This window comes from Ramlibacter aquaticus, from assembly GCF_015159745.1.
GTDB lineage: Bacteria > Pseudomonadota > Gammaproteobacteria > Burkholderiales > Burkholderiaceae_C > Ramlibacter > Ramlibacter aquaticus.
The window spans coordinates 1-26,706 of record NZ_JADDOJ010000054.1; the positions used below are offsets into that span (position 1 = coordinate 1).

The window sequence follows — 26,706 nt, forward strand, 5'->3', positions numbered from 1 at the left end:
GGGAGGGTGGAGGTCGGGAAGGGCAGGCGCATGGGGGGCTCCAGGGCGGCACGGGCCGCAAGGTGTCAGCATGCACTGTAGGCAGCCCCCCGGCCGCCGGGCGGAGGCAAAAGCGGGACAAAGCGCCGCTTTATCGCCCCTTAAGTTTTCCGGGCCGGCTTCCATACTGCATCGCAAACCGGAACTGGAACGCCCCATGAGCCTGTTCACCGCCAAACTCGAAGGCCACGCCCACGCGCTGGACCTGCTCGCCCAGCGCCAGAAGGTGCTGGCGGGCAACATCGCCAATGCCGACACCCCCGGCTACAAGGCGCGCGACTTCGACTTCGCGCAGGCCCTGTCGCAGGCGCGCGCCCAGCCCCAGGGCACGGCCACCAGCGAGCCGGACCTGCTGTACCGCAACGCCGAGCAGCCCGCGCTGGACGGCAACACCGTGGACCTGGACCGCGAGCGCGCCAGCTTCGCCGACAACGCCGTGCGCTACGAGGCCACGCTGCGCTTCATCAACAACGATGTGCGGACCATGCTGTCCGCCATCACCGGCCAGTAAGGGAGCGCGCGATGTCCTCGCTCTTCAACGTCTTCTCCATCTCCGGCAGCGCGGTCTCCGCGCAGGCCAAGCGCCTGAACGTGGTGGCCAGCAACCTGGCCAACGCCGATGCGGTCGCCGGCCCGGACGGCAAGCCCTACATGGCCCGCCAGGTCACCTTCGAGCCGGTGCCGGTGGACGGCGACGCCGAGGTCAACGGCGTGCGCGTGAGCGGCGTGACCGAGACCAGCGCCCCGGTGCGCCGGGTGCACGAGCCGGGCAACCCGCTGGCCGACGCCGACGGCTACGTGAACCACTCCAACGTGAACGTGGTGGACGAGATGGTCAACATGATCTCGGCCTCGCGCTCCTACCAGAACAACGTCGAAGTCATGAACACCGCCCGCCAGCTGCTCGCCAAGACGCTGCAGATGGGCCAGTAAGGAACACCCCATGAGCACCGTCGCCAGCACCACCGCCACGCCCGTCACCGGCACCCTGTCCAAGGTCTCCAACCTCACCTCCGCCGCCGACCAGGAAGACCGCTTCATGAAGCTGCTGGTGGCGCAGATGAAGAACCAGGACCCGCTCAACCCCATGGACAACGCGCAGATGACCAGCCAGATCGCGCAGATCAACACCGTGGGCGGCATCCAGCAGCTCAATGCCACGGTGCAGTCGCTGCTGGGCGCGTTCCAGAACCTGCAGGCGCAGAGCTCCACCGACCTGGCCGGCCGCAGCGTGCTGGTCGCCGGCGGCAACCTGCAGCTGGCCGGCGGCAAGGCCACCGGCGGCGTGCAGCTGGGCGGCTCGGCCGACACCGTCAACGTGGACATCCTGGGCGCCGACGGCAAGGCCGTGCGCAGCCTGTCCCTGGGCGCCTCGCCCGCCGGCGTGCGCAGCTTCGCCTGGGACGGCAAGGCCGCCGACGGCAGCACCGTGCCCGACGGCAGCTACACCCTGCGCGTCACCGCCAGCCAGGGCGGCAAGCCCGTCACCGCGCAGACGCTCACGGCCCAGGACGTGCTGGGCGTGGAGACCGCGGGCGACGGCAGCGTGCAGCTGGACCTGGGCAGCGCGGGCCTGCACCCGCTGTCCGACGTCAAGTCCTACCTCTGAACCCCATTTCCCACCAGGAGCCGAACCCATGAGCTTCCAGCAAGGCATCAGCGGCCTGAACGCCGCCTCCCGCAACCTCGAGGTGATCGGCAACAACATTGCCAACGCCAACACCACCGGGGCCAAGGGCTCGCGCGCCGAGTTCGGCGACGTCTACGCCACCGCCTCGCTGGCGCAGAGCTCGGCCACGCCGGGCATGGGCGTGGCCGTCACCGGCATCACCCAGCAGTTCACCCAGGGCAGCATCAAGACCACCGAGAACCCGCTGGACATCGCCATCAACGGCGCCGGCTTCTTCGCCGTCGCGCCGTCCAGCGCCGCTGGCGACCTCTCGTACACCCGCGACGGCTCCTTCCAGCTCGACAACAAGGGCTACATCGTGAACGGCGCTGGCCTGCGCCTGCAGGGCTACAGCGTGGACCCGACCACCAACCTGCCGGGCGGCCTGCTGGGCCCGATCCAGCTGCCGGCCAACGGCGTCAGCCCCAAGACCACCACCAGCGTGGGCTTCGGCCTCAACCTGGACGCACGCACCCCCGCGCCCACGGCCACCACGCCGGCCTTCTCCATGACGGACCCCAGCTCCTACACGTCGACGACCTCGTCGGCGGTGTACGACCAGCAGGGCAACCAGCACGTGCTGAGCCTGTACTTCCGCCGCGACACGGTGGACAACACCTGGGACGTCTACGCCTCCATGGACGGCACCGCGGTGCCCGCCGGCTCGCCGCAGCAGGCCGTGGGCCAGCTGGCCTTCACGCCCGCCGGTGCGGTGGACCCGGCCAACACCGGCACGCTGTCGGGCGGCCTGGTCTCCGCCGGCGGCACGCTCACCCCGGGCAAGCTGAACCTGGACCTGCCCTTCCCGACCTCCACCCTGCCGGTGGCGGGCAGCCCTTCGACCACCACGGCGCCGGTGGCGGTGGGCTTCGACAACTCGACCCAGTTCGGCAGCGCCTTCGGCGTGAACTCGGTGCAGCAGGACGGCTACGCCCCGGGGCAGCTGACCGGCTTCTCCGTCGGCGCCGACGGCACCGTGCAGGCCCAGTACTCCAACGGCAAGACCATGCCGGCGGCGCAGGTCGCACTGGCCAACTTCCGCAACGACAACGGCCTGGTGCCGGTGGGCGGCAACCTGTGGAAGTCCACGCCCGCCTCGGGCCAGCCCGCGATCAGCGCGCCCGGCACGGCCAACCTGGGCTCGCTGCAGGGCGGCGCGCTGGAGGAGTCCAACGTCGACCTCACCCAGCAGCTGGTGGACATGATCACCGCGCAGCGCGCCTACCAGGCCAACGCGCAGACCATCAAGACGCAGGACCAGATGCTCTCCACCCTGGTCAACCTGCGCTGACGCGCACTGAAGCCGCCGCGCCATGGACCGCCTGATCTACACCGCCGCCTCCGCCGCGCGCTCGCTGATGCAGCGCCAGGACGGCATCGCCAACAACCTCGCCAACGCCAACACGCCCGGCTTCCGCGCCGACCAGGTGGCCTTCCGCGCGGTGCCGGTGCGCGGCGACGGCGATCCCACGCGCGTGGTCTCGCTGGAGGCCACGGCCGGCTTCGACGAAAGCTCGGGCGCCCTGGACGCCACCGGCCGCAACCTGGACATCGCGGTGCTCGGCAAGGGCTACATCGCCATCCAGGCGCCGGACGGCTCCGAGGCCTACACCCGCGCCGGCAGCCTGCAGGTGAATTCGGACGGCACGCTGGTCAGCCCCGGCGGACTGGCCGTGGCCAGCGAAGGCGGCACCATCAACATCCCGGCCGGCAGCACGGTGAGCATCGCCAAGGACGGCACCGTGAGCGCCAAGCCCAGCAACGGCCCCTCGCAACTGGTGGGCCGCATCAAGCTGGTCAGCGCCGAGCCCGGCGCGCTGCGCAAGGGCAGCGACGGCCTGCTGCGCACCGAGACCGGCGAGGACCTGCCAGCCGACCCGCAGGTGCAGGTCGCCAGCGGCTCGCTCGAGGGCAGCAACGTGAACGTGGTCGAGGCCATGGTGGGGATGATCTCCGCCGCCCGCCAGTTCGAGACCCAGATGAAGCTGCTGCAGAACGCAGAGCAGAACGACCAGCGCGCGGCCCAGCTGCTCGCACCCGCACGCTAAGGAGAACCCGCCATGATGCAGTCGCTTTCCATCGCCAAGACCGGCCTGCAGGCCCAGCAGACCCAGCTGGACACCATCACGCACAACCTGGCCAACGTGGGCACCAACGGCTACAAGCGCGCCCACGCCGTGTTCGAGGACCTGGTCTACCAGAACCTGCGCCAGAGCGGCGGCCCCAGCTCGGGCGACACGCAGCTGCCCACCGGCCTGCAACTGGGCAGCGGCGTGCGCCCCGTGGCGACCTCGCGCGATTTCAGCCAGGGCAGCCTCACGCAGACCGGCAACAACCTGGACGTCGCCATCAACGGGCAGGGCTTCTTCCAGGTGCAGATGCCCGACGGCAGCACGGCCTACACGCGCGACGGCTCGTTCCAGGTCGACGCACAGGGCCAGATGGTCACCTCCAACGGCTTCCTGCTCAGCCCCAACATCACCATCCCGGCCACGGCGCAGAGCGTCACCATCAGCCGCGACGGCCAGGTGGCGGTGGTCCTGCCCGGCAATGCGACGCCGCAGACCGTGGGCACGCTGCAGCTTGCGCACTTCGTCAACCCGGCCGGCCTGGACCCGCGCGGCGGCAACCTCTTCACCGAGACCGCCTCCTCGGGCAACCCGCAGACCGGCAACCCCGGCAGCAACGGCATGGGCACGCTGGTGCAGGGCTCGGTCGAGTCCTCCAACGTCAACGTGGTGGAGGAGCTGGTGGCGATGATCCAGACGCAGCGCGCCTACGAGATCAACTCCAAGGCGATCCAGACCTCCGACCAGATGCTGCAGCGCCTGACGCAGCTGTGACCCGGGAGCGCCACGCCATGCACCACGCCCACAGCACCCCGTACGCGTTCGCGTCGGCCTTCGCCCGCGCCGTCGGCCTCGCCATCGCGGCGCTGGCCACGCTGGCCACCGGCTGCGCCGCCATCACCACGCCCGAAGTCGACATGCACCCGGCCTCGCAGCAGCCGGTCGCCATCGCGTACCCGCAGGCCGCGCCCTCGACCAGCGGCGCCATCTTCAACGCCAGCACGCACCGCCCGCTGTTCGAGGACCGCCGCGCCCGCCTGGCCGGCGACACGCTGACCATCCAGATCGAGGAGACGGTGACCGCCAGCCAGCAGTCCACCACCAAGCTGGACAGGTCCGGTTCCTTGAGCAGCAGCATCAGCGCCATGCCCTTCTTATCGGCAGGAACCCTGGGCCGCTTGAGCGCCGGTGCTTCATCCGCCACCTCGGGCAGCGGCGACGGCAAGACCGACAGCAACAACAACTTCAACGGCGTCATCACGGTCACCGTGCAGCAGGTGCTGCCCAACGGCAACCTGCTGGTGGCCGGCGAGAAGCAGATCGGCGTCAACGGCAACGTGGACGTGATGCGCTTCTCCGGCGTCGTCAACCCGGCCACCATCCGCGCCGGCAACGTGGTCAGTTCCACCCAGGTGGCCGAGGCTCGGCTCGACAAGCGCGGCCGCGGCGACGTCGGCAAGATCCAGGGCCTGGGCTGGCTGTCGCGCTTCTTCCTCACCATCGCACCGGTCTGAACATGCCATCCCTGAAGGTCTTCCTGGCTGCGCTGCTGTTGGGCGCCAGCGCCCTCGCCGGGGCCGCCGTCACCGGTGGCGACACCGAGCGCATCCGCGACCTCGCCAGCGTCTCCGGCGTGCGCGAGAACCAGCTGATCGGCTACGGCGTGGTGGTCGGCCTGGACGGCAGCGGCGACGCCACCAACCAGGTCCAGTTCACCGGCCAGAGCGTGCAGTCGCTGCTCTCGCAGTTCGGCGTCACGCTGCCGCCCGGCGTCACGCCGCAGATGAAGAACGTGGCCGCCGTCATGGTGACCACCTCGCTGCCGGCCTACGCCCAGCCCGGCCAGCAGATCGACATCACGGTCTCGTCCCTGGGCAACGCGCGCAGCCTGCGCGGCGGCACGCTGCTGCTGACGCCGCTGCGCGGCGCCGACGGCCAGATCTACGCCATGGCCCAGGGCAACCTGGTGGTCGGTGGCGCCGGCGCCTCGGCCGGTGGCAGCAAGGTCGCGATCAACCACCTGCTGGCCGGCCGCGTGCCCGGCGGCGCCACGGTGGAGCGCGCGGTGGGCAACGCCGCCCTGGAAGCCGAGTACCTGCACCTGGAGCTCAACACCACCGATTTCTCCACCGCGCGCCGCATGGCCGAGGCCATCAACGCGGCGCAGAAGTCGCCCGTGGCCGAGCCGCTGGACGGCCGCGTGGTGCGCGTGAAGATGCCGGCGCAGGGCAGCCGCGTGCAGTTCATCGCCGACATCGAGAGCCTGGAGGTGCGGCTGGAAGCGCCGCCGGCCAAGGTCATCATCAACGCCCGCACCGGCTCGGTGGTGATCAACCAGTCGGTGCGCCTGGGCGCCTGCGCCGTGGCCCACGGCAGCCTCTCGGTGACGGTGTCCAGCACGCCGGTCGTGAGCCAGCCCAACCCCCTGTCCACCGGCGGCCAGACCGTGGTCGCCGAGAAGGCCGACATCCGCATCCAGCAGGGCGCCGGCACGCTGTTCAACGTGGCGCCCAGCGCCGACCTGGCCGAGATCGTGAAGTCCCTCAACGTGCTGGGCGCCAGCGCACAGGACCTGATCGGGATCCTGCAGGCGATCAAGGCCGCCGGCGCGCTCAAGGCCGAACTGGAGATCATCTGACATGCTCACGTCCGGCGGCGATTCCCTAGGCGTCGACGCACGCAAGCTCGACGCGCTGCGCGGCGAGGCCGCGCGCGACCCCAAGGCCGCCGCGCGCCAGGCCGCCGTGCAGTTCGAGGGCCTGTTCATGCAGATGGTCCTCAAGAGCATGCGCGACGCCACGCCCAAGGCCGACGGCAGTCCCTCGCAGGACACCTTCACCGGCATGTTCGACAGTCGCATGGCGCAGCAGTTCGCCGGCCGCCCGCACGGGCTGGCCGACGTGCTGGAGCAGCAGCTCACGCGGCACATGCACAACCTGCCCGCACCCTCGCCCGAGAACGTGGCGGCGGCCCAGGCCGCGGCGGTCGCGCAGGCCCAGCAGGCGGCGGCCGCGCGTGCGGCGCAGGGCCTGTCGCTGCGCGGCGCGGCTGCCGCGGGCCCGCTGCCGGCGGCCGGCGCGGCCACGGCCTCGCAGCCGGCGGCCCAGCGCGCCGCCGACTTCATCCAGAAGATGCTGCCGCACGCCCAGGAGGCCGAGCGCGCCACGGGCGTCCCGGCCTCCTTCATCCTGGGCCAGGCCGCGCTGGAATCCGGCTGGGGCCGGCACGAGGCGCGCAACGCCGACGGCAGCAGCAGCTTCAACCTGTTCGGCATCAAGGCCGGCGGCAGCTGGCAGGGCGCGAGCACCGACGCCATGACCACCGAGTACACCGGCGGGCAGGCCGTGCGCCAGAAGGCAGGCTTCCGCAGCTACGGCTCCTACGCCGAGGCCTTCACCGACTACGCCCGCATGCTGGCCGCCAGCCCGCGCTACAGCGCGGTGCGCGGCGCCAGCACGGCCGAGGCCTTCGCCGGCGGCATGCAGCGCGCCGGCTACGCCACCGATCCGCAGTACGCCGCCAAGCTGGCGCGCACCATCAACCACACGCTCGCGCTGCAGCGGGCCATGGCCTGACGGCCTGACGAGGTCAACCCATGAGCTCGCTCCTCAACATCGGCAGCAGCGGCCTGCTGGCCGCGCAGGCCTCGCTGACGACCATCTCGCACAACATCACCAACGCCAACACGGACGGCTATTCGCGCCAGTCCACGGTGCAGACGACGGCGGGCGGCCTCTACACCGGCTCCGGCTTCTTCGGCCAGGGCGTGCAGGTCGACAGCGTGCAACGCCAGTACGACCAGTACCTCACCGGCGCCGTGCAGCAGACGGCGGCCGTGTCGGCGTCGGACAGCACCCGGGCCACCGGCCTGGACCAGCTCGACAGCATCTTCGGCAACGGCGACAACGGCATTGGCGCCGCCATGGACCAGGTCTTCGCCGCCGCCGGTGACCTTGCCAACCGGCCCAACGACCTCTCGGTGCGCCAGGCCTTCCTGGGCCAGGTGCAGGCGCTGGCCCAGCGCATCGACAGCATGGGCACGCAGATCGCCGCGCTGCAGTCCTCGGCCGACACCCGCATCACGCAGGACGCCTCCGCGGTGAACGCGCGCCTGACCGAGATCCACCAGCTCAACGACCGCATCGCGCAGGCCCAGGCCAGCGGGCAGCCGCCCAACGACCTGCTGGACCAGCGCGACACCGCGCTCAAGGCCCTCAACGGCCTGATGGCCGTGAGCGCGGTGCCCAACAACGACGGCACCATCAGCCTGTTCACGAAGTCCGGCCAGCCCCTGCTGGTGGGCGCGCAGCAGTCGCGCCTGGACGGCGTGCCCGACCCCAACGACGCGTCGCGCATCGCGGTGCGCCTGACGATAGGCACCGCGCCCGCCGCCAGCACGCAATGGCTGGATGCCAACGCCCTGGGCGGCGGCAGCCTGGCCGGCGCGCTGACCTGGCGCGACCAGGACCTGGCCGCCGCCATCAACCAGGTCGGCCGCATCGCCGACGTGGTGGGCGCCGCGCTGAACCAGCAGCAGCAGCTGGGCGTGGACATGAACGGCAATCCCGGCCAGCCCCTGCTCAGCGTGCCCGGCCCGGCCGTCAAGCCCGCCGCCACCAACACCGGCTCGGCCAGCCTCACGGCCAGCATCGCCAACCCGTCGGCGCTGCAGCCCAGCGACTACGACGTGCAGTGGGACGGCAGCCAGTACACGATCACGCGGCTGACGGACCACACCAGCACCAGCAGCGCCACGCTGCCCGCCACCGTGGACGGCATCCAGTTCAACGCCGGCGCCACCGGCACCCCCGCCGCCGGCGACCGCTGGCGCGTGCAGCCCTTCGCGATGGCCGCCACCGGCGTGAGCGCCAAGCCGCTGGCGCCGCAGCAGGTCGCGACCGCCTACGCCGTGGGCATCCAGTCCGGCGCCACGAATGCGGGCAGCGCCGTCGCGCTCAACTTCGCCGTGGTGCAGGGGCCGGCCGGCACGCAGCCCATGACCATCACCTTCGACGGCGCCGGCGGCTACCAGGTCGCGCCCGGCCAGCCGCCCACGCTGGGTGCGCCGGTCTACAGCGGCACCTACACCCCGGGCTCGGCGACCACGGTCCCGGCGACCGGCAACATCAATGGCTGGTCGGTGCGCATCGACGGCACGCCCGCTGCCGGCGACACCTTCCTGGTGGCCCCGGTGAACCCCGCCTCGGACAACCACAACGCGCTCGCGCTGCAGGGGCTGGCCAACGCGCCCCTGGCCAACGGCTCCACGCTGGCCGAGGCCTATGCGGCCCTGGTCGGCGACGTGGGCACGCGGGTGCAGGGCGGCAAGGCCGCCGCGCAGGTCTCGTCGCAGCTCGCCTCCGAGGCCGTGACGCGGCAGCAGAACGTGTCGGGCGTGAACCTCGACGAGGAGGCCGCCGACATGCTGCGCTACCAGCAGGCCTACCAGGCCGCCGCCAAGATCATCCAGGCCAGCCAGACCGTGTTCTCCGCGCTGATCGCGGCCACCGGCAGCTGAACGAACGAAGGGACATCGCCATGCGCGTCGCCACGCTCAACACCGCCATGCAGGCCCTCGCGGCCATCGAGAACCGCCAGGCCGACCAGGCCCGGCTGCAGTCGCAGATGTCCAGCGGCCTGCGCGTGCAGTCGCCGGGCGACGACCCGGTGGCCGCGGCCCAGGCCGAGCTGGCCCGCTCGCGGCTGTCGCACCTGGCGCAGGACCAGCGGGCCAACCAGCTGTCCGGCAGCGTGCTCTCGGCCGCCGACGGCGCGCTGGGGCAGGGCGTGAACCTGCTGCAGGCCGTGCGCGAGAACCTGGTGGCCGCGGGCGACGCGGCCTATGCCGACAGCGACCGCCAGGCCCTGGGCCAGCAGCTGCAGACGCTGCGCAGCCAGCTGCTCGCGGTGGCCAACACCGGCGACGGCGCCGGCGGCTTCATCTTCGGCGGCCAGGGCAGCACCAGCCAGCCCTTCAGCGGCACCAGCAACCCGGCCTACACGCCGGCCGCCGGCCAGCAGCGCATCGGCGAGGACGCCAACTACGCCACCACGGTGGACGGCCGGGCGGCCTTCATGAACCTCCCGCTGGGCAACGGCGTGTTCACCACCGCCTCGGCCGCGGGCAACACCGGCAGCGGCTTCGTCACCCCCGGCGACGTGGTGGACCCGACCCAGATCACCGGCCATGGCTACGCGATCAGCATCGCCGGCAGCCCGGGCGCACTCACCTACAGCGTCACGGACACCACCAGCAACACCGTCCTCAGCAGCGGCACGCCCTTCACGGCGGATTCGCCCATCACCGTCGCCGGCCAGCGCGTCACCATCAGCGGCGCACCGGCCGCGGGCGACAGCTTCACGCTGGCGCCGGCCGGCCGCCAGAGCGTGTTCAAGACGCTGGACGACGCGATCGCGCTGCTGAAGACGCCGGACATGCCCCGCAACACCTTCACCGAGAAGCTGCAGGGCGTGCAGGCCAGCCTGGACCGTGCGCTGGACGGCCTGTCGCTCACGCGCAGCCAGGTCGGCGCCGAGATGCGCAACGTGGACGAGGCCGCCTCGCTGAACGCCGCGCAGACCCAGGGGGCGACGCAGCGCCGCAGCGACCTGCGCGACGTGGACATCGCCAGCGCGATCACCCAGCTGCAGACCGGGCAGACCGGCATGGACGCGGCGCTGAAGAGCTACATGTCCATCGGCAAGACCTCGCTGTTCCAACTGCTGGGTTGACGACGCCCGGCGGGGCGGCCGCCGCTGGACAGTGAACGAGTCACCATGGCGTCACCGCCCGGGTTATCCCTGGGGCGCGTGAACGTTGTCTCCGTAGGATGGTGGCGCGCCCGGAATGTACAGGGCGCGCAAACACAGGAGGCAAGAGACATGCAAAGAAGATGGATGCTCACCAGCATCGCGGCGGCGGCATTGCTGGCGGCGTGTGGTGGCGGTGGCGGTTCGGTCAGCCGGGGCACCCTGGTCGAGCCGGCGGCCCTGGTCACCACGGTGACCGCAGCGCAGATCGATTCGCAGGCCACGACCTCGGGCCTGGAGACCCTGGCCGGGGCCGCCAAGTGCGACGTCAAGGTGGTGTCGCTGAACTACATCACGCCCGGCGTCGCCGGCGAGAACTCGAACGCCTCGGGCGTGCTGCTGGTGCCGGCCGGCGCCTGCGCCGGCGCCCCGGCGCCCCTGCTGGCCTACGCCCGCGGCACCGAGGTCTACAAGCCGCGGACCCTGGCCAACCCCAAGGACCCCGAGACCTTCTCCATGATGGCGATGTTCGCGGCCCAGGGCTACGCCGTGGTGGCCACCGACTACCTCGGCTATGCCAAGTCGGGCTACGCCTACCACCCCTACCTGCACGCCGACTCGGAAGCCTCGGCGGTGGTCGACTCCATCCGTGCGGCACGCAATGCCGCCGCCAGCCAGGGCCTGGCCCTGTCGGGCAAGGTGATGGTGACGGGCTACTCGCAGGGCGGCCATTCCTCGGCGGCGACGCAGCGGGCCATCGAGCGCGACAACGCGGGCGAGATCAACCTCGTCGGTGCCGCGCACCTGGCTGCCCCGGTCAACCTGTCGGGCTCGCTCGAGCTGACGGAGGCGATCGCGGGCTACCAGTTCTTCGTGCCCTTCATCGTGACCTCGTGGCAGAAGGTCTACGGCAACGTCTATAGCAACGTGACGCAGGCCTTCAAGGCGCCGTACGCCTCGTACATCGAGACGCTGCTGCCCAGCCCGACGCTGACCTACGGCACCTTGCTCAGCACCGGCTCGCTGCCCGGGGGGACGCCCGACCAGGCCCGTGACGCGCTGTTCCAGTCCGCCTTCCTCACGGACGTGCGGACCAACACGAACGACGGCCTGTTCCAGGACGCGGTCAAGAACGACCTGACCGGCTTCACGCCCAAGGCGCCCACCCTGCTGTGCGGCGGCTCCGGGGACCCGACGGTGCCCCCGGCGGTGCACCAGAACGTGTGGAAGGCGGCGCTGGACCAGCGTGGTGCGACCAACGTGAGCACGGTGGACGTGGACCCCTATGTGCAGGCCACCTTCGGGCCCGGCGGCGTGGCGCCCACCGACCCGACCTCGGCCGCCTACGCCACCTACTACGGCAGCTACCACGGCGGCTACGAGCCCCCGTTCTGCTACGCGCAGGCGCGGGCCTTCTTCAACCCCCTGCGCTGATCGGGGAGCGCGGGCTGCGGGCCCGCGCTCACTCGCTCATGCGCCGCACCAGCGATCCCGCCGCGTGCGGCGGCAGGTTCATCAGCTGGCCCAGCTCGGCGAAATCGTCGGGCAGGGCCGGGTTGTGCCATCCCGTGGGCATGGCCACGTGGCGGGCGATGCGCACGGCCAGGGCCACGGTACGGGGCCCGGGCTCGTTGCCGTGCGGCTCGCCCAGCCGGCGCAGGGCCGGCGCGAACTGCCAGCGCGCCATCAGGTCGCGACCGACCTCGTGCAGCGTCACGCCCAGCTCTTCGCGCTGGACGTCGGCGGTGCGCAGGGCAGGGTCCAGGCGCTGGCGCAGCGCCATGCGTTCGCACAGCACGGGCTCCACGCACCAGGCCATCACGGTCACCACGTCGTGCAGCAGCGCCGCCTGGTGCAGCAGCTCCACATCCACGTCCTGGCGGTGGATCGCGATCGCCGCGGCGATGCGCGCCGCGCAGTGCGAGCGGTCTATCACCGCCATGGCCCCCTCCAGCCCGCGTGGGTGGGCGGCCAGCGCGTCGTCCAGCACCGGCAGCTCGCCGAACACGCGGAAGAAGGGCTCCACCCCCATCAGCACCAGCGCGCCCGTCACGGTTTCCACCGGCGTCGACAGGCGTGAGGACAGGGCGCCTGCCGCATGGGCGAGCAGCTGCGCGCACATCAGCGGGTCGCGCAGCACGATGTCGGCCAGCAGGTGGGCGTCGGCGCGGTCGGGGTCCGCGCGCAGGCTGTCGATGTCGCGCCGCGTGCTGTGCATCACGGGCAGCGGCAGGGCCGACAGCCGGCGGGCCCACGCATCCAGCGCGGCGGAAGGGGAGGCACTCATGCACCTTGGTTTCGGCCGCGGCGCAGGAAGCTGAAGTCCGTGCCAACCCGCAGCCGCCAGTGACGCCGACGCACCCTGGGCAGCTTTCCCTAAACCGTCTTAAGCAAATGCCTTAAGCATGTGCCTTGACCCCGGGGGCTTGTGAACCGAAAGTTACAGGAATGAAAATCCTGATCGTCGACGACGATGAAATCGCCCGGATTTCACTGTCGAACATCCTCAGCCACGCGGGCGCGGAGATCGTCCAGGCCGAGGATGGCGAGCAGGCATGGGCGCTGCTCGAAGGCGGGCTGCGGCCCGCCGCCTGCTGCTCCGACGTCGTGATGCCGCACCTGGACGGCCTGGGCCTGCTCGCGCGTGCGCGAGGCCACATGGTGCTCAAGGACCTGCCCTTCGTGCTGATCTCCTCGGCGGCCGACCGCAGCACCGTGGAGACCGCGATCGCCCACGGCGTGGCCGGCTACATCCTCAAGCCCTTCCTGGCCGTGCAGACGCGCGCCACCGTGGACCGCGTGGTGCGCGAGCGCCGGGCCGCCCGCTCCGAGCATTTCCTGGTCACCCGGCGCCGGCTGGACGTCTCCCTGGAGCGTCTGGAGCAGATGCTGGCGCTGTTCCGCACCGAGGCGCAGACCCTGGCCCAGGCCATGGCCCAGGGCCCGGCCCCCGAGCACACCGGCGAGCTGCAGCGCCTGCACGGCAGCAGCCTGCTGCTGGGCCTGTGGAAGGTCGCGGCCTTCCTGAGCGCGGCCATGGGCGTGGACGTGAGCCCCGCCGACCGCCTGCTGGCCGTGCGCGAGGCCGAGATGCTCGTCGAGGACCAGCTCGAGGACCTCACCCAGCTCGCCCCCGCGGCCTGATCCTGCCGGGTTCTTGCCCATGTTCGCGGCCGACCTGCCTGTGCATGAACAGGCGCGACTGACCCGGCTGCGCCAGCTGGAACTGCTGGACACCGCCGCCGAGGACGTGCTGGACGGCTTCACCCGCATGGCGGCCCGCCTGACGGGGATGCCCATCGCCCTCATCTCGCTGGTCGATGCCGACCGCCAGTGGTTCAAGTCGGCGGTGGGCCTGCAGCAGGGCATGCAGACGCCGCGCGAGCACGCGTTCTGCGACCAGGCCATCCGCGGCCAGTCCGTCTTCGAGGTCAGCGATGCGCGGCAGGACCCGCGCTTCGCCTGCAACCCGCTGGTGACCGGCCAGCCGCACATCGCCCATTACGCGGGCGCCCCCCTGGTGATGCCGGGCGGTGAAGCGATAGGCACCCTGTGCGTGATCGATTCGCAACCCGGGCAGCTGGGCCCGCAGGACCGCGAGCTGCTGGCGCAGCTGGCCCGCAACGTGGTGCAGGTGCTGCTGCTGCGCGAGGCCGACCGCAAGCTGGCACGCGAACAGATCCTCACGCACGGCGACGCGCTGGCGGACTTCTCCCCGGTCGGCATGGCCTCCATGGACCGCGAGGGCGGCCTGCGCCATGCCAACGTGCAGTGGATGGCGCTGTTCGGTGCCGAGTGGCTGGCCGATTGCGAGGGCTTCGGCTGGCTGGTGCTGCTGCAGCCCGAGGACGCCGCGCAGGCGCGCGAGCGCGTGGCCGCCGCCGCCTTGGCCGGGGAGGAGTTCCGCATCGAGGCCTGGACGCTGGACGGCCGCCGGCGGTTGCGCCTGTACGGCAGGCCCGGCGGCGACCCCGGCGAGTACGTGGTGGCCGCCGCCGACATCACCACCCAGCACGTGCTGCAGCAGAAGCTCACCCGGCAGAACGCGCTGCTCACCACGGTGCTGGAGCACCTGCCTTGCGGGCTCACGGTCTTCGACGAGGACCTCCAGCTGATCGCCTCCAACGGCGCGGTGCGCAACCTGCTGGACCTGCCGGAGCACATGTTCTCGGGCGATGTGCCGCTGGACTACCCGCGCATCGCCGCGGTGCTCGCGCAGCGGGGCGAATTCGGCGAGGGCGCGCCGGCCGAACTGGTGCAGCAGCGCGTGGCCAAGCTGCTGGGCCAGTCCAGCCACCACTGGGTGCGCACGCGCCCCAACGGCCGCGTGCTGGACGTGCGCGGCAGCCGCGCGCCCGGGGGCTACATCGTCAGCACCTGCACCGACGTCACCGAGGAACGCCGGGTGCGCGAGGCGCTGCGCCGCGGCCAGGCCCGGCTGGCCCATGCCCTGGAGGCCTCGGGCCTGGGCCTGTGGGAGGGCGACCTCGCCCGCGGCGAGCTCTACATCTCGGCCCCGCTGGCGCGCATGCTCGGCCTGCCCGAGGAAGACCTGCTGCTGGACCGCGACGCCATGCGCCGCTTCGTGCCCGGCCACGAAGACGGCGAGCTGGGCCGCCAGCGCGCCCGGCTGCTCAAGGGCGAGATCGAGCGCATGTCGGTGGAGCTGCCCCTGCGCATGTCCCACGGCGAGAGCACCTGGATGCAGGTGGATGCCCGGGTGGCCGAGCGCGATGCCGACGGCCGCGCCCTGCGCATGGTGGGCACCTGCCGCGACATCAGCGCGCGCCGCCGCGCCGAGGCCGAGATGCAGGCCGCGCTGCGCGCCGCCGACGAGGCCAACCGCGCCAAGAGCGAATTCCTCGCCACCATGAGCCACGAGATCCGTACCCCGATCAACGGCGTGATCGGCCTGACCCAGCTGCTCTCCGGCGCCCAGCTGCCGCAGCGCGAACGCAGCTACGTGGACATGATCGACAGCTGCGCCAAGTCGCTGCTCAGCCTGGTCGACAACATCCTGGACATCTCCAAGATCGAAGCCGGCCACGTCACGCTGGAGGAGATCACGCTGGACCTGCCGCAGCTGGTGCGCGAGGTGGGCGACGTGTTCGGCGTGCGGGCGGCCGAGAAGGGCATCAGCTTCCGCTGCGACCTGCACCCCGACCTGCCGCGCTGGCTGGTCGGCGACCCCGCGCGGCTGCGCCAGATCCTGCTTAACCTGCTGGGCAACGCGCTCAAGTTCACCGAGCGCGGCGGCTTCTCGCTGGAAGTGCGCACCATCGGCGAAGCCGCCGGGCGGCGCCTGGTGTTCGCCGTGTCGGACACCGGCATCGGCATCCAGCCGGCCGACCAGGCCCGGCTGTTCCGCCGCTTCACGCAGGCCGACGCCTCGGCCACGCGGCGCTTCCGCGGCACCGGCCTGGGCCTGGCCATCTCCCGCGAGCTGGCCCAGCTCATGGGCGGCGACGTCGGGCTGCGCAGCCAGCCCGGCCAGGGCTCGACCTTCACCCTCTCGATCCCGCTGCGCGTCGCGCCGGCGCCGGCGGTGCAGGCCTGCGCGGTCCCCACGCGCAGCGGCCCGGCCGACGCGGCCATCCTGCTGGTCGAGGACAACGAGGTGAACCAGCTGGTGGCGCAGGGCCTGCTGGCCAGCCTGGGCTACACCCACATCACCCCCGTCTTCAACGGCCGCGAGGCGGTGCAGGCCTGCCAGGGGGCCGCCTTCGACCTCGTGCTGATGGACTGCCAGATGCCCGAGATGGACGGCCTGCAGGCGACCCGCCTGCTGCGCGCGGGCGGCTGGCGCGGGCCCATCATCGCGCTCACCGCCAGCGCCACCTCCGGCGACCGCGAGCGCTGCCTGGAAGCCGGCATGGACGACTACATCGCCAAGCCGATCGAGCCCTCGGTGCTGGCCGAGAAGGTGAACCGCTGGCTCGCCCGCGAGGGCGCGCAGGCGCCGGCCGACGCCGGCTCGCGCCTGCCCGAAGCCTTCGACGTGCAGGCCGTGCAGGAGCGCTTCCTGGGCGACGCCTCGCTGTTCGGGCGGGCGCGCGCCATCTTCCTGCGCGACGCCCAGGGCCGCATCGCCGAACTGGCGGCGGCCCTGCAGGCCGGCGACGCGTCCGGCGCGCGGCGCATGGCGCACGGCCTCAAGGGCTCGTCGGCCACCCTGGGCGCGCAGCAACTGGCCGCGCAGTGCGCGCGCATCGAGCACGCGGCCGACCCGCTGGCCATCGCCGTCGCCGACTGGGCCGCCCAGGCCGGTGCCGCCCTGGACGCGTTCACGCTCGCCAGCGCGGTCGATGTCCCGGCCTGAGCCCCGAAAAGGCCGGGCTTTCGGGCCCATATCCGGCGCTCCACCCAGCCCCGGCTTGCCTAGCATGGCGCCATGACCCCCTCGCGCGCCCTGGCGGGATTGGCCCGCCTGCAGCCCCGGTGGCTGCCCGGTGCGGCCGCCGCCGCGACCACCGTGCTCACGGTCGGCCTGGTGCTGACCGCGGCCGTGGTCGTGCTGGTCATGCGCACGCTCTCGGCCGAGGCCGAGGCCGAATTCAACCGCCGGGTGGACGTGCTGCGGCTGCAGGTGGAGCAGCCCATGCGCTTCATCGAGCGCGGCCTGCTCAACGCGCGCGCCGCCTGGGTGATGAGCGGCCACCTGGATGCGCACGACCTGCGCACCTACGTGCGGGCGCGCGATTCCCGGGGCCAGTTCCCCGGCATCCGGGGCGTCGGCGTGGCGGTGCCCGTCACGCGCGCCGGGCTGCCCGCGTTCGTGGAGACAGAGCGTGCGCACGCGCACCCCGGCTACGCCGTGAACAGCGCGGGCGCCGGCGACCTGGTGCTGATCCGCGCGGTGGAGCCGGAGGAGAGCAACCGGGCGGCGCTGGGCTTCGACTTCATGTCCGAACCGGTGCGCCGCACGGCAGTGGAACGCGCGGTGGCCACGGGCGAACCCACGCTGACGGCGCCGCTGCGCCTGGTGCAGGACCAGGCCGGGCGCAATGCCTGGCTGATGTTCGTGCCGGTCTACGCCGGGTCGCCGCAGACCCCCGCCCAGCGCGCGCAGCAGCTGCTCGGGCTGGTGTACGTGGCCGTGGTGATCGAGGAGGCCATCCATTCCGCCGTCGACCTGGAGACGCAGGGCATGCGACTGCGCGTCTTCGAGGGCCGGGCCACCGACGGCGATCCCCTGTACGACACGCGTCCGGCCACGCACGAGGACATGGGCATGGAGCCGCTGGTGCTGACCGCGCTGCGGACCCTGGACGTGGGCGGCCGTGCGCTCACGCTCGAATTCCAGACCGAGCCGCGCCTGGTCGCGCCGTCCGGCGGCTGGGTGCCGCTGGCGATCACCGGCGCCGGTGCCGCGGTGTCGGGCCTGCTGGCGCTCATCGTCTGGCTGGCCCTGTCGGGCAAGGATCGCGCGCTGCAGCTCGCGCGCGACATGAACTCCGACCTGGACCGCATGGCCGGCATCGTCGAGCGCACCGGCGGGGCGGCGTTCTCCATCGACACCGCGGGCGTCATCACCTGGGTCAACGCCGGCCTGGCCGAGCTCACCGGGCGGTCGCAGGCCGAGCTGATCGGCCAGCCGCTGCGCGACACCTTCGCGCGTGCGATGTCCAGCGACCACCTGCACAGCCTGCGCCTGCAGCTCCTGGGCGAGGGGCATTGCCAGTTCGAGATCTCGGACCAGCGTCCCGACGGCGGCAGCTGGGCGGCCCACGTGCAGCTGCAGGCCCGGCGCGACGAGGCCGGCCAGCTCCTGGGCTACGAGGGCGTGGCCCTGGACGTGGCCGAGCGCAAGCGCATCCAGGACCAGCTGCGTGCCAGCGAGCACCTGGTGCGCGCCATCGCCGACAACCTGCCGGCGCGCATCTCCTACTGGGACCGCGAGCTGCGCTGCCACTTCGTGAACAAGCGCTTCTGCGAGGTCTTCGGGCGGCCGCGGCACGAGGTGCTGGGCCGCACCCTGGACCAGCTGGGCAGCCCCGAGGAGACGCACCGCACGCAGACGCACTTCCTGTCCGCGCTGCAGGGCCTGCCCCAGCAGTACGAGGCCACCTCGACCGAGCCGGACGGCCGGCGCGGCAGCTGGCAGGTGCACGTGATCCCCGACCTGGACGAGGACGGTGAAGTCAACGGCCTCATCGTGCTGGCCAGCGATGTCAGCGAGCTGCGCGCGGCGCGCGACATGGCGCTGTCCACCAGCGAGGCCAAGAGCCGCTTCCTCTCCAGCATGAGCCATGAGATCCGCACGCCCATGAACGCGGTCATCGGCATGCTGCGCCTGCTGCAGGGCACCGGCCTGGACAGCCGGCAGCAGGATTACGTGGGCAAGGCCCGCTCGGCGGCGACCTCGCTGCTGGGGCTCCTGAACGACATCCTCGACTTCTCCAAGATCGAGGCCGGCCGCATGGAGCTGGACTGCCGCCCCTTCCGCGTCGACGACCTGCTGCGCGACGTCGGCATCATCCTGGCGGCCAACGTGGGCGACAAGGACGTGGAGCTGGTCTACGACGTGGACCCGCGCCTGCCGCAGCAGCTGGTGGGCGACGACATGCGGCTGCGCCAGATCCTCGTCAACCTGGGCGGCAACGCGGTCAAGTTCACCGAGTCGGGCATCGTCGCGCTGCAGCTGCGCATGCTGCACCGCAGCTCGCGCGGGGTGCGCCTGGAGCTCGCCGTCGAGGACAGCGGCATCGGCATGACGCTGGAGGAGCAGGACCGCCTGCGCGGCGACTTCATGCAGGCCAGCGGTTCGACCGCGCGCAATTTCGGCGGGACCGGCCTGGGCCTGGGCATCTGCCGCCGCCTGGCCGAGATGATGGGCGGCAAGCTGATGCTGCAGAGCACGCCCGGCGTGGGCAGCCGCTTCTCCATGGTGGTCACGCTGCCCGAGGCGAGCTGGGACGGCGCGCCGGTGCCGCCCGAGGAGCCGCCCATCGACCGCGTGCTCATCGTGGACGACAACCTGGTCACGCGCTCGGCGCTGGCCGCGATGGCGCGGGCCCAGGGCTGGCAGCCCGACACCGCCGCCAGCGGCGAGGAGGCGGTGCGGCTGGTGGCCGACCAGCTGCCGGGCACGCGGGGCTACGACGTGATCCTGATGGACTGGCACATGCCCGGCATCGACGGCTGGGAGGCGGCGCGCAGCATCCGTGCGCTGCAGGACGCCGCGGCCGCGCGCGCCCCCCTGCTCATGATGGTCACCTCGCAGGGCCGCGACATGCTGGCGCAGCGCCCCACGCAGGAGCAGGCGCTGCTGGATGGCTTCCTGGTCAAGCCGGTCACCGGCAGCATGCTGCGCGACGCGGTCACGCAGGCGCTCAGCCCGCAGCCGCCGGCCGCGCCCGAGCCGCGCCAGGTGCCGCTGGCCGGGCTGCGCATCCTGGTGGTCGAGGACAACGACATCAACCAGGAGATCGCCCGAGAGCTGCTGGTCTCGCAGGGCGCGCACGTGGACCTGGCCGGCAATGGCGAGGAGGCGCTGCGGCGCCTGTCGCCCTCGCACTGGTTCGACCTGGTGCTGATGGACATCCAGATGCCGGTCATGGACGGCCTGGCGGCCACGCGGCTGCTGCGCGGCGACCCGGTTCACGCGGCGCTGCCCATCATCGCCATGACCGCCAACGTGCTGGAGAACGACCGCCTGGACTGCCAGGCCGCCGGCATGAACGGCCACGTCAGCAAGCCCTTCGAACTGGACGACCTGGTGCGGGTCATCCTTGCCCACGTGCCCGCGCGAGCCATCGCCGTGGACCTGGCGGTGCCCGCCCCCGCGCCCGTGCAGCCGCCCGCGCCGCTGCTGGACCGCGAAGCCGCGCTGCAGCGCCTGGGCGACGCGGCGCTGCTGCAGCGGCTGATGCCCGCCTTCGTGCAGAACCTGCGCCAGGCGGCGCAGTCCCTGCCCACCTGGCTGCTGGACAGCCGCACCGACGAGGCGGTGCGCTGCGCGCACACGCTCAAGGGACTGGCCGCCACCATGGGCGCGCCGCGCCTGTCAGGCGCCGCGGCCGCCGCCGAAACCCAGTTGCTGCAGGGCCCGGGCCCGGATGCGGCGGCGGCGCTGGCGCGCATGATGAGCGCGATCGACGAGACGCTGGAAGCGCTGGACTGAGGGGCTGGCGGCGCTGATCGTGTGCGTGCTGGGCACGCGCGGGTGATGTGCTTTCGAGTGTGACTTCGGCGCGCGGGTGATGTGGTGAGCGACGTCGTTGCGCGCCGGTCATGTTCTTTCGGGCGCAACGTTGGTACGCGCCGGGCTGGGGCGCGAGTGGCTCATTCCGCTCATGTCCCCCGCCGCGCTGCGCGCGGCTCCTCCTTGACTTCGCTCCATGAGCCACCCGCACCCCAGCCCTCAGAGTGCTTCGTGCCTGCGCACACCCAAGCAAGCGCCGCCAGCCAGGCGCCTGCGGGCACGCGCACCGTGCCCACGCTGCAGGCTCTGGCCAGGTTCCGGCGCGCAGGGCTTCGGGCTGGCGTGCCCGCCCTCCAGGACCGGGATGGGGGTAGGCCACGCAGCGAAGTCAAGGAGGAGCCGCGCGCAGCGCGGCGGGGGACATGAGCGGAGTGGTCTGCCCCCGTCCCGGTCCGGGCGAGCGCCAACGCACCGAGCGCCAACGCACCGAGCGCCAACGCACCGAGCGCCAACGCACCGAGCGCCAACGCACCGAGCGCCAACGCACCGAGCGCCAACGCACCGAGCGCCAACGCACCGAGCGCCCACGCGCCGACAGCCCCGCGGTTCAGGCGCTGCGCAGGGCGAGTGCCAGGGCCGAGAGCATCGCGAACACACCGAAACCCTGCTGCAGGCGCGGTCCGCTCCAGCGCGAGGCCAGCAGGCGGCCGCCCAGCATGCCGGCCATGGCGCCGGCGGCGAAGGGCAGGGCGGCGCTCCAGGGGATGGACCCGGCCCAGGCCGCGCTCGCCACGCCGCTCGCCGAGATGATCGCGATCACGCCGACCGAGGTCGCGGTCACGGCGGCCATCGGCAGGTCGGTGATCAGCAGCAGGGCGGGCACGATGACGAAGCCGCCGCCCACGCCCAGCAGGCCGGAGAGGAAGCCGGCCCCGGCGCCGGCGCCGGCCAGGCGCAGGGCGCAGCGCGAATTCCAGCGCAGCCGGCCGGTCGTGGCGTCGTAGCGGCAGGGTGCGGACGCGCGCACCGGGGCGGCCTGCTCGGGCGCTGCCGCGGCGGGCGCCAGCGCGGCGCGGGCCTTGCGCCAGGTGCGCCAGCCGACCCAGGCCAGCACGGCCGAGAACAAGAGCGCCAGCGGCTGCTCGGGCGTGCGGTGCGCCACCCACAGGCCGGCCGGGCTCACCAGCGCGCCCGACAGCGCCATCAGCGTGGCGGCCTTGTAGCGCAGCTGGCCCTGGCGCAGGGCCAGGGCGGCGCCCAGGCCGGCCGACAGCGCCACCGCCACCAGGCCCATGGGCCCGGCCTGCGCCATCGGCAGGCCCAGCACCATCACCAGGGCGGGCACGGCGACGATGGAGCCGCCCGCGCCGGTCAGCGCGAGCAGCAGGCCCACCGCTAGGCCGAGGAAGGCGGCTGTCATCAGTGGTCCGTCGCGGGTTCGCGGCGCTGGCGCGGGGCGGCGGGCGCCAGGGCCAGGTCGTGCAGAGCCATGCCGCCCAGCATCGCGGCCACGAAGACCAGCGCCTGCCAGTGGCCCATGCCCAGGGCCACCAGGGCGGGGCCCGGGCAGAAGCCGGCCAGGCCCCAGCCGGCGCCGAACACCAGGCTGCCCGTCAGCAGGCGGCGGTCGATGTCACGCCGGGTCGGCAGGTGCATCGCACCGCCCAGGAAGTTGGTGGTGCGGCGGCGCGCGGCCGTGAAGGCCACCAGCCCGACGGCGATCGCGCCGCCCATGACGAAGGCGAGCGAGGGGTCCCACAGGCCGGCGAGGTCCAGGAAACCGACGACCTTGCCGGGGTCGGTCATGCCCGAGGCGATCAGCCCCAGGCCGAAAAGAAGGCCGGCGGCGAACTCGGCGATGCGGCTGGCGTGGCGTTTCATGCGAAGGCGTGGCGGATGAGGAAGACGATGACGAAGCCCGCGGCCATGAAGGCCAGCGTGGCGGCGAAGGAGCGGGGCGACAGGCGCGAGAGCCCGCAGACCCCGTGGCCGCTGGTGCAGCCCGCGCCCTGGCGCGTGCCCCAGCCGACCAGCAGGCCGGCCAGCACCAGCAGGGGCGTGCCGGCCTCCAGCCGGAAGGCCGGCAGGGGCGCGGCGAGCTGCCAGGCCATGGGCGCGGCCAGGAGGCCCAGCAGGAAGGCGACGCGCCAGGCCGTGTCCCCGCCTTGCGGGCGCAGCAGGCCGCCCACGATGCCGCTGATGCCCAGGATGCGGCCGTTCAGCAGCACGAAGAGCGCGGTGGCCGTGCCCAGCGTCAGGCCGCCGGCCAGGGACGCCCAGGGCGTGAAGTGGTTCCAGTCGAGTGTCATTCGTCGTGCTCCTTGTCGTCTTGCGCGGCAGCAGCGGCCGCGGGGCCGCAGAACTGCTGGTAGAGGGTTTCCATCAGCGCCAGCGCCTGCGGGCTGGCGATGCGGTAGTGGATGTTCTTGCCTTCGCGGCGGGTGCGCACCAGGCCCTGCGAGCGCAGCACGGTGAGCTGCTGCGACAGGGTGGGCTGGTGGATGCCGGTGGCGGCTTCCAGTTCGCCGACCTTGCGCTCGCCGGGGGCGAGTTCGCACAGCAGCAGCAGCCGGTCCGGGTTGGACAGCACCTTCATCAGCGCGCTGGCCTCCAGGGCGGCACGCCGCAGCGGGTGCGGGCCCAGGGTGGGGTTGGCGGTTTCGGTGTTCATGATTTACTGGAAAATATTTTATCAAAAAATATATCGACTGTCCATGCCCGCCGTTCGGTGCCGGGTCGTTGCGCGTTGTCCTTGACCTGGATCAAACAAAAATCGTTTAAATCAATTTTATTTAGGAAATTCACTTAATCCGTGGAACCGGGCCCCGCCTACGCTCGACTCATCCATGGAAAAGTCAATCGGTCCGATGGCTGGCTTCCTGGTCCAGGGGTTCACGGCAAGGACCGAGCGGGGTTGGACGGGCATCGCCCACATCCTGCGCGACGGCCGCGTGCTGGACCGGGTCGCGACAGCCCCCGTCGCCTCGGAGCGCCAGGCGCTGGAGCAGGCGGCCGACGAGGCGCGGCAACGCGTGCTGCGGCGCATCCTGGGTGAATTCCTCTGTCCCTGATCGAGCCTGCATGAACGACGCCCAGCTGCGCCAGCGATTCAACGTCACCGTCCACGGCGACGGCCCCGTCACCCTCCTGTTCGTCCACGGCCTGGGCTGCAACCAGTCGATGTGGCGCTTCGTCGCGCCGCACTTCGAGGACCGCTTCCGCGTGGTCATGATGGACCTCATGGGCTGCGGTCGCTCCGACTGGTCGGCCTGGGAGCCCGGGCGCTACGCCACGCTGGACGGCCATGCGCAGGACCTCATCGCCGTGGCGCAGGCCTTCGCCGGCCCGCACACGGTGCTGGTGGTGCATTCGGTGGCCACCATGATCGGGCTGCTCGCCGACCTGAAGGCGCCGCCGCTGTTCGCTGCGCACGCCATGTTCGCGCCCTCGCCCTGCTACCTCAACGAGGGCGGCTACACCGGCGGCTTCGAGCGCGAGACCCTGGCCGCCCTGCTGGAGATGCTGGACAACGACGGCGCCACCTTCGCCGGGCGCATGGCACCGGTGATCATGGGTGAATCCCATCCGCCCGGCTATGCGCGCGAGATCGAGGACGCCTTCTGCGCGACCCTGCCCGAGGCCTTCCGCCAGTTCGCCCGCGCCACCTTCGAGGGCGACTTCCGCGCCCGCCTGCCGCAGCTGGTCAAGCCGGTGCTGGTGCTGCAATGCACCGAGGACGTGGTCGCGCCGCGCAGCGTGGGCGAGTACATGGCCACTACCCTGCCGGATGCGCGCCTGGTGCTGGTGCCCACGCAGGGCCATGTGCCCCAGATGGCCGACCCCACGCGCTGCATCCAGGCGCTGGAGGACTTCCTGGAAGGGCTGGGCCTGGACCAGGGCCTGCACGAAGCGCAGGGCGGAGAACTTAAGCGTTGAATTGCCATTGCTTTCCAGCAGTGATTCGCGGTTCATCCCAGCGCAGTCGACCCATGATGGGCACCGTGCGGCAAACCATCGAAGACCGCCACCAGGAGTCCCCATGAAACTTTCCAACTTCTCCATTGGCGCGCGCCTTGGCGCCGCCTTCACCCTGCTTGCGCTGGCGGTGGTCCTGGTGGCCATCGTCGCCGTGAAGTCACTGGGCGCGTCGGATGCGCGCTTCGAGAACTTCGCCAACGGCGTCAACGCCCGGGCGGCCGTGGCGGCGCAGTTGCGCACCTCGGTGGACATACGGGCCATCTCGGCGCGCAACCTGGTGCTGGTCACCAAGGAGTCCGACATCGCGTCGGAGAAGACCATCGTCACGGCGGCGCACGAACGCGTGCAGGAGCGCCTGCGCAAGCTGAAGGAGATGGGCGCCGCCCCCGGCGTTTCCGACAAGGCGCGTGAGCTGATCGCCCGCATCGACCGCGTCGAGCAGAGCTACGGCCCGGTGGCCCAGCACATCGTCGACCTGGCGCTGGCCGGCAAGAAGGCCGATGCCATCCTCGAGATCAACGAGAAGTGCCGCCCGCTGCTCGCCGAGCTGACCAACGCCACCGAGGCCTACGCCGAATTCACGGCCGAATCGATCGCCCGCGCGGTGCAGGAGTCGAACGGCGACTACGTGACCGACCGCAACCTGCTGGTGGGCGTGGCGATCGGTGCCGTCCTGCTGGCGGTGCTGGCCGGCGTGTTCGTGACCGGCTCCATCGTCAAGCCCATCGCCCGTGCGGTGCACGTGGCCGAGACCGTCGCCGGCGGCGACCTGAGCTCCGAGATCCGGCCCGAAGGCCGTGACGAGACGGCCCGCCTGCTGCAGGCGCTGGCCAACATGAACGGCAACCTGGTCCGCCTGGTGGGCGAGGTGCGCTCCAGCAGCGAGAGCATCGCCACCGGCTCGGGCCAGATCGCCACCGGCAACAGCGACCTGAGCGCGCGCACCGAGCAGCAGGCCTCCAGCCTGCAGGAAACCGCCGCCTCCATGGGCCAGCTCACCTCCACCGTGCGCAGCAACGCCGAGACGGCGCAGCAGGCCACGCAGCTGGCCAGCACGGCCAGCCAGGTGGCGACCGCCGGCGGCCATGCGGTGCAGGAGGTGGTGAGCACGATGAACGACATCTCCGCCGCCAGCCACAAGATCGCCGACATCATCGGCGTGATCGACGGCATCGCCTTCCAGACCAACATCCTGGCGCTGAACGCCGCGGTGGAAGCGGCCCGTGCCGGCGAGCAGGGCCGCGGCTTCGCGGTGGTGGCCAGCGAAGTGCGCAGCCTGGCGCAGCGCAGCGCCGACGCGGCGCGCGAGATCAAGGCCCTGATCGGCGACAGCGTGGACAAGGTGCAGGCAGGCAGCCAGCAGGTGGACCGCGCCGGCCGCACCATGGGCGAGATCGTGGAGCAGGTCAAGCGCGTGAGCGAGCTCATCGCCCAGATCGGCCACGCCACCGGCGAGCAGGCCGTGGGCATCGACCAGGTCGGTGAAGCCGTGACCCGCCTGGACCAGGTAACGCAGCAGAACGCCGCGCTGGTCGAGGAGAGCGCGGCCGCGGCGGCCAGCCTCAACCAGCAGGCCTCGCGCCTGGTGTCCGCGGTCGGTGTGTTCAAGCTGCGCCAGGACGGCGGCGGCTTCGGGCTGCAGCCGGCCTGAGGGGCGATTCCGGGTTCGTTGCCAGTTTCCTTCCGAGGCCATGCGGTGATACGCCGCATGGCCTTTTTCTTTGGCGCTGGTTTGTCGCGATCAGGCTTGATGGCGGCTCGTATCGGCTTCGAGCTGGGGCGGTTGGTGCGTTGCGTTGCGTGCGTTGCGTTCCGTGCCTGCATCGCGTCAGGCAAACCCAGCCCCGGCCGCCGGCAGCCCGCTGCCGCGCCCAATGGGGCGGTCGGCACTTCGTGTCCGACTTCCCCTGCGATGCTCGGTCCAGGCCCCGCGGCGTAACTCGCTACGCGCTCGCCTGCGGCGAGCGCTTCGCTCAGACAGACGCCGCAAGTCAGAAAGCTTGGGGCCTGGCCCTGCGCTTCTCGGGCGCCCCATAGGGCGCGGCAGCGGGCAGCCG

The 26,706-nt window shown here is 71.9% G+C and carries 23 protein-coding genes; 18 read left to right on the forward strand and 5 right to left on the reverse strand.

Features of this window, described 5'->3' with window-relative positions:
• Positions 1-196 precede the first annotated feature (196 nt).
• The 12 genes from flgB to IM725_RS13300 all read left to right on the forward strand — a co-directional run bounded on the left by flgB (position 197) and on the right by IM725_RS13300 (position 11,961).
• Entirely contained in the window at positions 197-550 is a 354-nt protein-coding gene (gene flgB / locus IM725_RS13245) for a flagellar basal body rod protein FlgB (protein ID WP_193781076.1), read from the forward strand.
• Between the two features lie 11 nt (positions 551-561).
• On the forward strand, positions 562-972 hold the full coding sequence (gene flgC, locus IM725_RS13250; protein WP_193781077.1) for a flagellar basal body rod protein FlgC: 411 nt from the start codon (positions 562-564) through the stop codon (positions 970-972).
• A 10-nt stretch (positions 973-982) separates the two neighbouring features.
• A complete protein-coding gene (locus IM725_RS13255) occupies positions 983-1,648 on the forward strand; it encodes a flagellar hook assembly protein FlgD (RefSeq protein ID WP_193781078.1) in 666 nt (221 codons plus the stop codon).
• Between the two features lie 28 nt (positions 1,649-1,676).
• Positions 1,677-2,999, forward strand: a complete 1,323-nt coding sequence (flgE, locus tag IM725_RS13260) for a flagellar hook protein FlgE (protein ID WP_193781079.1) — start codon at positions 1,677-1,679, stop codon at positions 2,997-2,999.
• A gap of 22 nt (positions 3,000-3,021) precedes the next feature.
• The gene (gene flgF, locus IM725_RS13265; protein WP_193781080.1) at positions 3,022-3,756 is read left to right on the forward strand and encodes a flagellar basal-body rod protein FlgF; all 735 of its coding nucleotides are present in this window, start codon (positions 3,022-3,024) and stop codon (positions 3,754-3,756) included.
• 12 nt (positions 3,757-3,768) lie between these two features.
• Complete coding sequence (gene flgG / locus IM725_RS13270) at positions 3,769-4,551, forward strand: flagellar basal-body rod protein FlgG (protein ID WP_193781081.1); 783 nt, start codon at positions 3,769-3,771, stop codon at positions 4,549-4,551.
• Between the two features lie 17 nt (positions 4,552-4,568).
• Entirely contained in the window at positions 4,569-5,291 is a 723-nt protein-coding gene (locus tag IM725_RS13275; protein ID WP_193781082.1) for a flagellar basal body L-ring protein FlgH, read from the forward strand.
• A gap of 2 nt (positions 5,292-5,293) precedes the next feature.
• Positions 5,294-6,415: a flagellar basal body P-ring protein FlgI gene (locus IM725_RS13280; protein WP_193781083.1), complete on the forward strand. Its 1,122-nt coding sequence runs from the start codon at positions 5,294-5,296 to the stop codon at positions 6,413-6,415.
• 1 nt (position 6,416) lies between these two features.
• Positions 6,417-7,352 carry a flagellar assembly peptidoglycan hydrolase FlgJ gene (flgJ, locus tag IM725_RS13285; protein WP_193781084.1) on the forward strand — a complete coding sequence of 312 codons (936 nt, stop codon included), beginning with the start codon at positions 6,417-6,419 and terminating at the stop codon, positions 7,350-7,352.
• Positions 7,353-7,372: 20 nt separating this feature from the next.
• Complete coding sequence (gene flgK / locus IM725_RS13290; RefSeq protein WP_193781085.1) at positions 7,373-9,295, forward strand: flagellar hook-associated protein FlgK; 1,923 nt, start codon at positions 7,373-7,375, stop codon at positions 9,293-9,295.
• 20 nt (positions 9,296-9,315) lie between these two features.
• The gene (flgL, locus tag IM725_RS13295) at positions 9,316-10,509 is read left to right on the forward strand and encodes a flagellar hook-associated protein FlgL (protein ID WP_193781086.1); all 1,194 of its coding nucleotides are present in this window, start codon (positions 9,316-9,318) and stop codon (positions 10,507-10,509) included.
• A gap of 150 nt (positions 10,510-10,659) precedes the next feature.
• A complete protein-coding gene (locus IM725_RS13300; protein ID WP_193781087.1) occupies positions 10,660-11,961 on the forward strand; it encodes a lipase family protein in 1,302 nt (433 codons plus the stop codon).
• Positions 11,962-11,989: 28 nt separating this feature from the next.
• On the opposite strand, the gene IM725_RS13305 is transcribed toward IM725_RS13300, so the two are convergent.
• The gene (locus IM725_RS13305) at positions 11,990-12,814 is read right to left on the reverse strand and encodes an HDOD domain-containing protein (protein WP_193781088.1); all 825 of its coding nucleotides are present in this window, start codon (positions 12,812-12,814) and stop codon (positions 11,990-11,992) included.
• A 161-nt stretch (positions 12,815-12,975) separates the two neighbouring features.
• Between IM725_RS13305 and IM725_RS13310 the strand changes: the two genes are divergently transcribed.
• The 3 genes from IM725_RS13310 to IM725_RS13320 all read left to right on the forward strand — a co-directional run bounded on the left by IM725_RS13310 (position 12,976) and on the right by IM725_RS13320 (position 20,650).
• Positions 12,976-13,671: a response regulator gene (locus tag IM725_RS13310; protein ID WP_193781089.1), complete on the forward strand. Its 696-nt coding sequence runs from the start codon at positions 12,976-12,978 to the stop codon at positions 13,669-13,671.
• 19 nt (positions 13,672-13,690) lie between these two features.
• A complete protein-coding gene (locus tag IM725_RS13315) occupies positions 13,691-16,846 on the forward strand; it encodes an ATP-binding protein (RefSeq protein ID WP_193781090.1) in 3,156 nt (1,051 codons plus the stop codon).
• Positions 16,847-16,918: 72 nt separating this feature from the next.
• Complete coding sequence (locus IM725_RS13320) at positions 16,919-20,650, forward strand: CHASE domain-containing protein (RefSeq protein WP_193781091.1); 3,732 nt, start codon at positions 16,919-16,921, stop codon at positions 20,648-20,650.
• Positions 20,651-21,278: 628 nt separating this feature from the next.
• On the opposite strand, the gene IM725_RS13325 is transcribed toward IM725_RS13320, so the two are convergent.
• Genes IM725_RS13325 through IM725_RS13340 form a run of 4 tightly spaced genes read right to left on the reverse strand, consistent with a single transcriptional unit; the run spans position 21,279 to position 23,342 of the window.
• Positions 21,279-22,091, reverse strand: a complete 813-nt coding sequence (locus IM725_RS13325) for a sulfite exporter TauE/SafE family protein (protein ID WP_193781092.1) — start codon at positions 22,089-22,091, stop codon at positions 21,279-21,281.
• Positions 22,091-22,552 carry a YeeE/YedE family protein gene (locus IM725_RS13330; protein WP_193781093.1) on the reverse strand — a complete coding sequence of 154 codons (462 nt, stop codon included), beginning with the start codon at positions 22,550-22,552 and terminating at the stop codon, positions 22,091-22,093. Before IM725_RS13330 ends, IM725_RS13325 begins: the two co-directional genes overlap by 1 nt.
• Positions 22,549-22,980 (reverse strand): YeeE/YedE family protein, encoded by a 432-nt coding sequence (locus tag IM725_RS13335; protein ID WP_193781094.1) that lies wholly within the window; start codon positions 22,978-22,980, stop codon positions 22,549-22,551. Before IM725_RS13335 ends, IM725_RS13330 begins: the two co-directional genes overlap by 4 nt.
• Positions 22,977-23,342, reverse strand: a complete 366-nt coding sequence (locus IM725_RS13340) for an ArsR/SmtB family transcription factor (protein WP_193781095.1) — start codon at positions 23,340-23,342, stop codon at positions 22,977-22,979. Before IM725_RS13340 ends, IM725_RS13335 begins: the two co-directional genes overlap by 4 nt.
• A 196-nt stretch (positions 23,343-23,538) precedes the next feature.
• On the opposite strand from IM725_RS13340, the gene IM725_RS13345 reads away from it, so the two are divergent.
• The 3 genes from IM725_RS13345 to IM725_RS20730 all read left to right on the forward strand — a co-directional run bounded on the left by IM725_RS13345 (position 23,539) and on the right by IM725_RS20730 (position 26,300).
• Positions 23,539-23,742: a hypothetical protein gene (locus IM725_RS13345; protein ID WP_193781096.1), complete on the forward strand. Its 204-nt coding sequence runs from the start codon at positions 23,539-23,541 to the stop codon at positions 23,740-23,742.
• Between the two features lie 10 nt (positions 23,743-23,752).
• Positions 23,753-24,607: an alpha/beta fold hydrolase gene (locus tag IM725_RS13350; RefSeq protein WP_193781097.1), complete on the forward strand. Its 855-nt coding sequence runs from the start codon at positions 23,753-23,755 to the stop codon at positions 24,605-24,607.
• Between the two features lie 103 nt (positions 24,608-24,710).
• Complete coding sequence (locus IM725_RS20730) at positions 24,711-26,300, forward strand: methyl-accepting chemotaxis protein (protein ID WP_193781098.1); 1,590 nt, start codon at positions 24,711-24,713, stop codon at positions 26,298-26,300.
• Positions 26,301-26,706 lie beyond the last annotated feature (406 nt).

Excerpts from the sequence above, each read along its gene's own strand:
- flgB (WP_193781076.1), top strand. The coding sequence starts at position 197 with ATGAGCCTGTTCACCGCCAAACTCGAAGGCCACGCCCACGCGCTGGAC.
- flgC (WP_193781077.1), top strand. The coding sequence starts at position 562 with ATGTCCTCGCTCTTCAACGTCTTCTCCATCTCCGGCAGCGCGGTCTCC.
- IM725_RS13255 (WP_193781078.1), top strand. The coding sequence starts at position 983 with ATGAGCACCGTCGCCAGCACCACCGCCACGCCCGTCACCGGCACCCTG.
- flgE (WP_193781079.1), top strand. The coding sequence starts at position 1,677 with ATGAGCTTCCAGCAAGGCATCAGCGGCCTGAACGCCGCCTCCCGCAAC.
- flgF (WP_193781080.1), top strand. The coding sequence starts at position 3,022 with ATGGACCGCCTGATCTACACCGCCGCCTCCGCCGCGCGCTCGCTGATG.
- flgG (WP_193781081.1), top strand. The coding sequence starts at position 3,769 with ATGATGCAGTCGCTTTCCATCGCCAAGACCGGCCTGCAGGCCCAGCAG.
- IM725_RS13275 (WP_193781082.1), top strand. The coding sequence starts at position 4,569 with ATGCACCACGCCCACAGCACCCCGTACGCGTTCGCGTCGGCCTTCGCC.
- IM725_RS13280 (WP_193781083.1), top strand. The coding sequence starts at position 5,294 with ATGCCATCCCTGAAGGTCTTCCTGGCTGCGCTGCTGTTGGGCGCCAGC.
- flgJ (WP_193781084.1), top strand. The coding sequence starts at position 6,417 with ATGCTCACGTCCGGCGGCGATTCCCTAGGCGTCGACGCACGCAAGCTC.
- flgK (WP_193781085.1), top strand. The coding sequence starts at position 7,373 with ATGAGCTCGCTCCTCAACATCGGCAGCAGCGGCCTGCTGGCCGCGCAG.
- flgL (WP_193781086.1), top strand. The coding sequence starts at position 9,316 with ATGCGCGTCGCCACGCTCAACACCGCCATGCAGGCCCTCGCGGCCATC.
- IM725_RS13300 (WP_193781087.1), top strand. The coding sequence starts at position 10,660 with ATGCAAAGAAGATGGATGCTCACCAGCATCGCGGCGGCGGCATTGCTG.
- IM725_RS13305 (WP_193781088.1), bottom strand. The coding sequence starts at position 12,814 with ATGAGTGCCTCCCCTTCCGCCGCGCTGGATGCGTGGGCCCGCCGGCTG.
- IM725_RS13310 (WP_193781089.1), top strand. The coding sequence starts at position 12,976 with ATGAAAATCCTGATCGTCGACGACGATGAAATCGCCCGGATTTCACTG.
- IM725_RS13315 (WP_193781090.1), top strand. The coding sequence starts at position 13,691 with ATGTTCGCGGCCGACCTGCCTGTGCATGAACAGGCGCGACTGACCCGG.
- IM725_RS13320 (WP_193781091.1), top strand. The coding sequence starts at position 16,919 with ATGACCCCCTCGCGCGCCCTGGCGGGATTGGCCCGCCTGCAGCCCCGG.
- IM725_RS13325 (WP_193781092.1), bottom strand. The coding sequence starts at position 22,091 with ATGACAGCCGCCTTCCTCGGCCTAGCGGTGGGCCTGCTGCTCGCGCTG.
- IM725_RS13330 (WP_193781093.1), bottom strand. The coding sequence starts at position 22,552 with ATGAAACGCCACGCCAGCCGCATCGCCGAGTTCGCCGCCGGCCTTCTT.
- IM725_RS13335 (WP_193781094.1), bottom strand. The coding sequence starts at position 22,980 with ATGACACTCGACTGGAACCACTTCACGCCCTGGGCGTCCCTGGCCGGC.
- IM725_RS13340 (WP_193781095.1), bottom strand. The coding sequence starts at position 23,342 with ATGAACACCGAAACCGCCAACCCCACCCTGGGCCCGCACCCGCTGCGG.
- IM725_RS13345 (WP_193781096.1), top strand. The coding sequence starts at position 23,539 with ATGGCTGGCTTCCTGGTCCAGGGGTTCACGGCAAGGACCGAGCGGGGT.
- IM725_RS13350 (WP_193781097.1), top strand. The coding sequence starts at position 23,753 with ATGAACGACGCCCAGCTGCGCCAGCGATTCAACGTCACCGTCCACGGC.
- IM725_RS20730 (WP_193781098.1), top strand. The coding sequence starts at position 24,711 with ATGAAACTTTCCAACTTCTCCATTGGCGCGCGCCTTGGCGCCGCCTTC.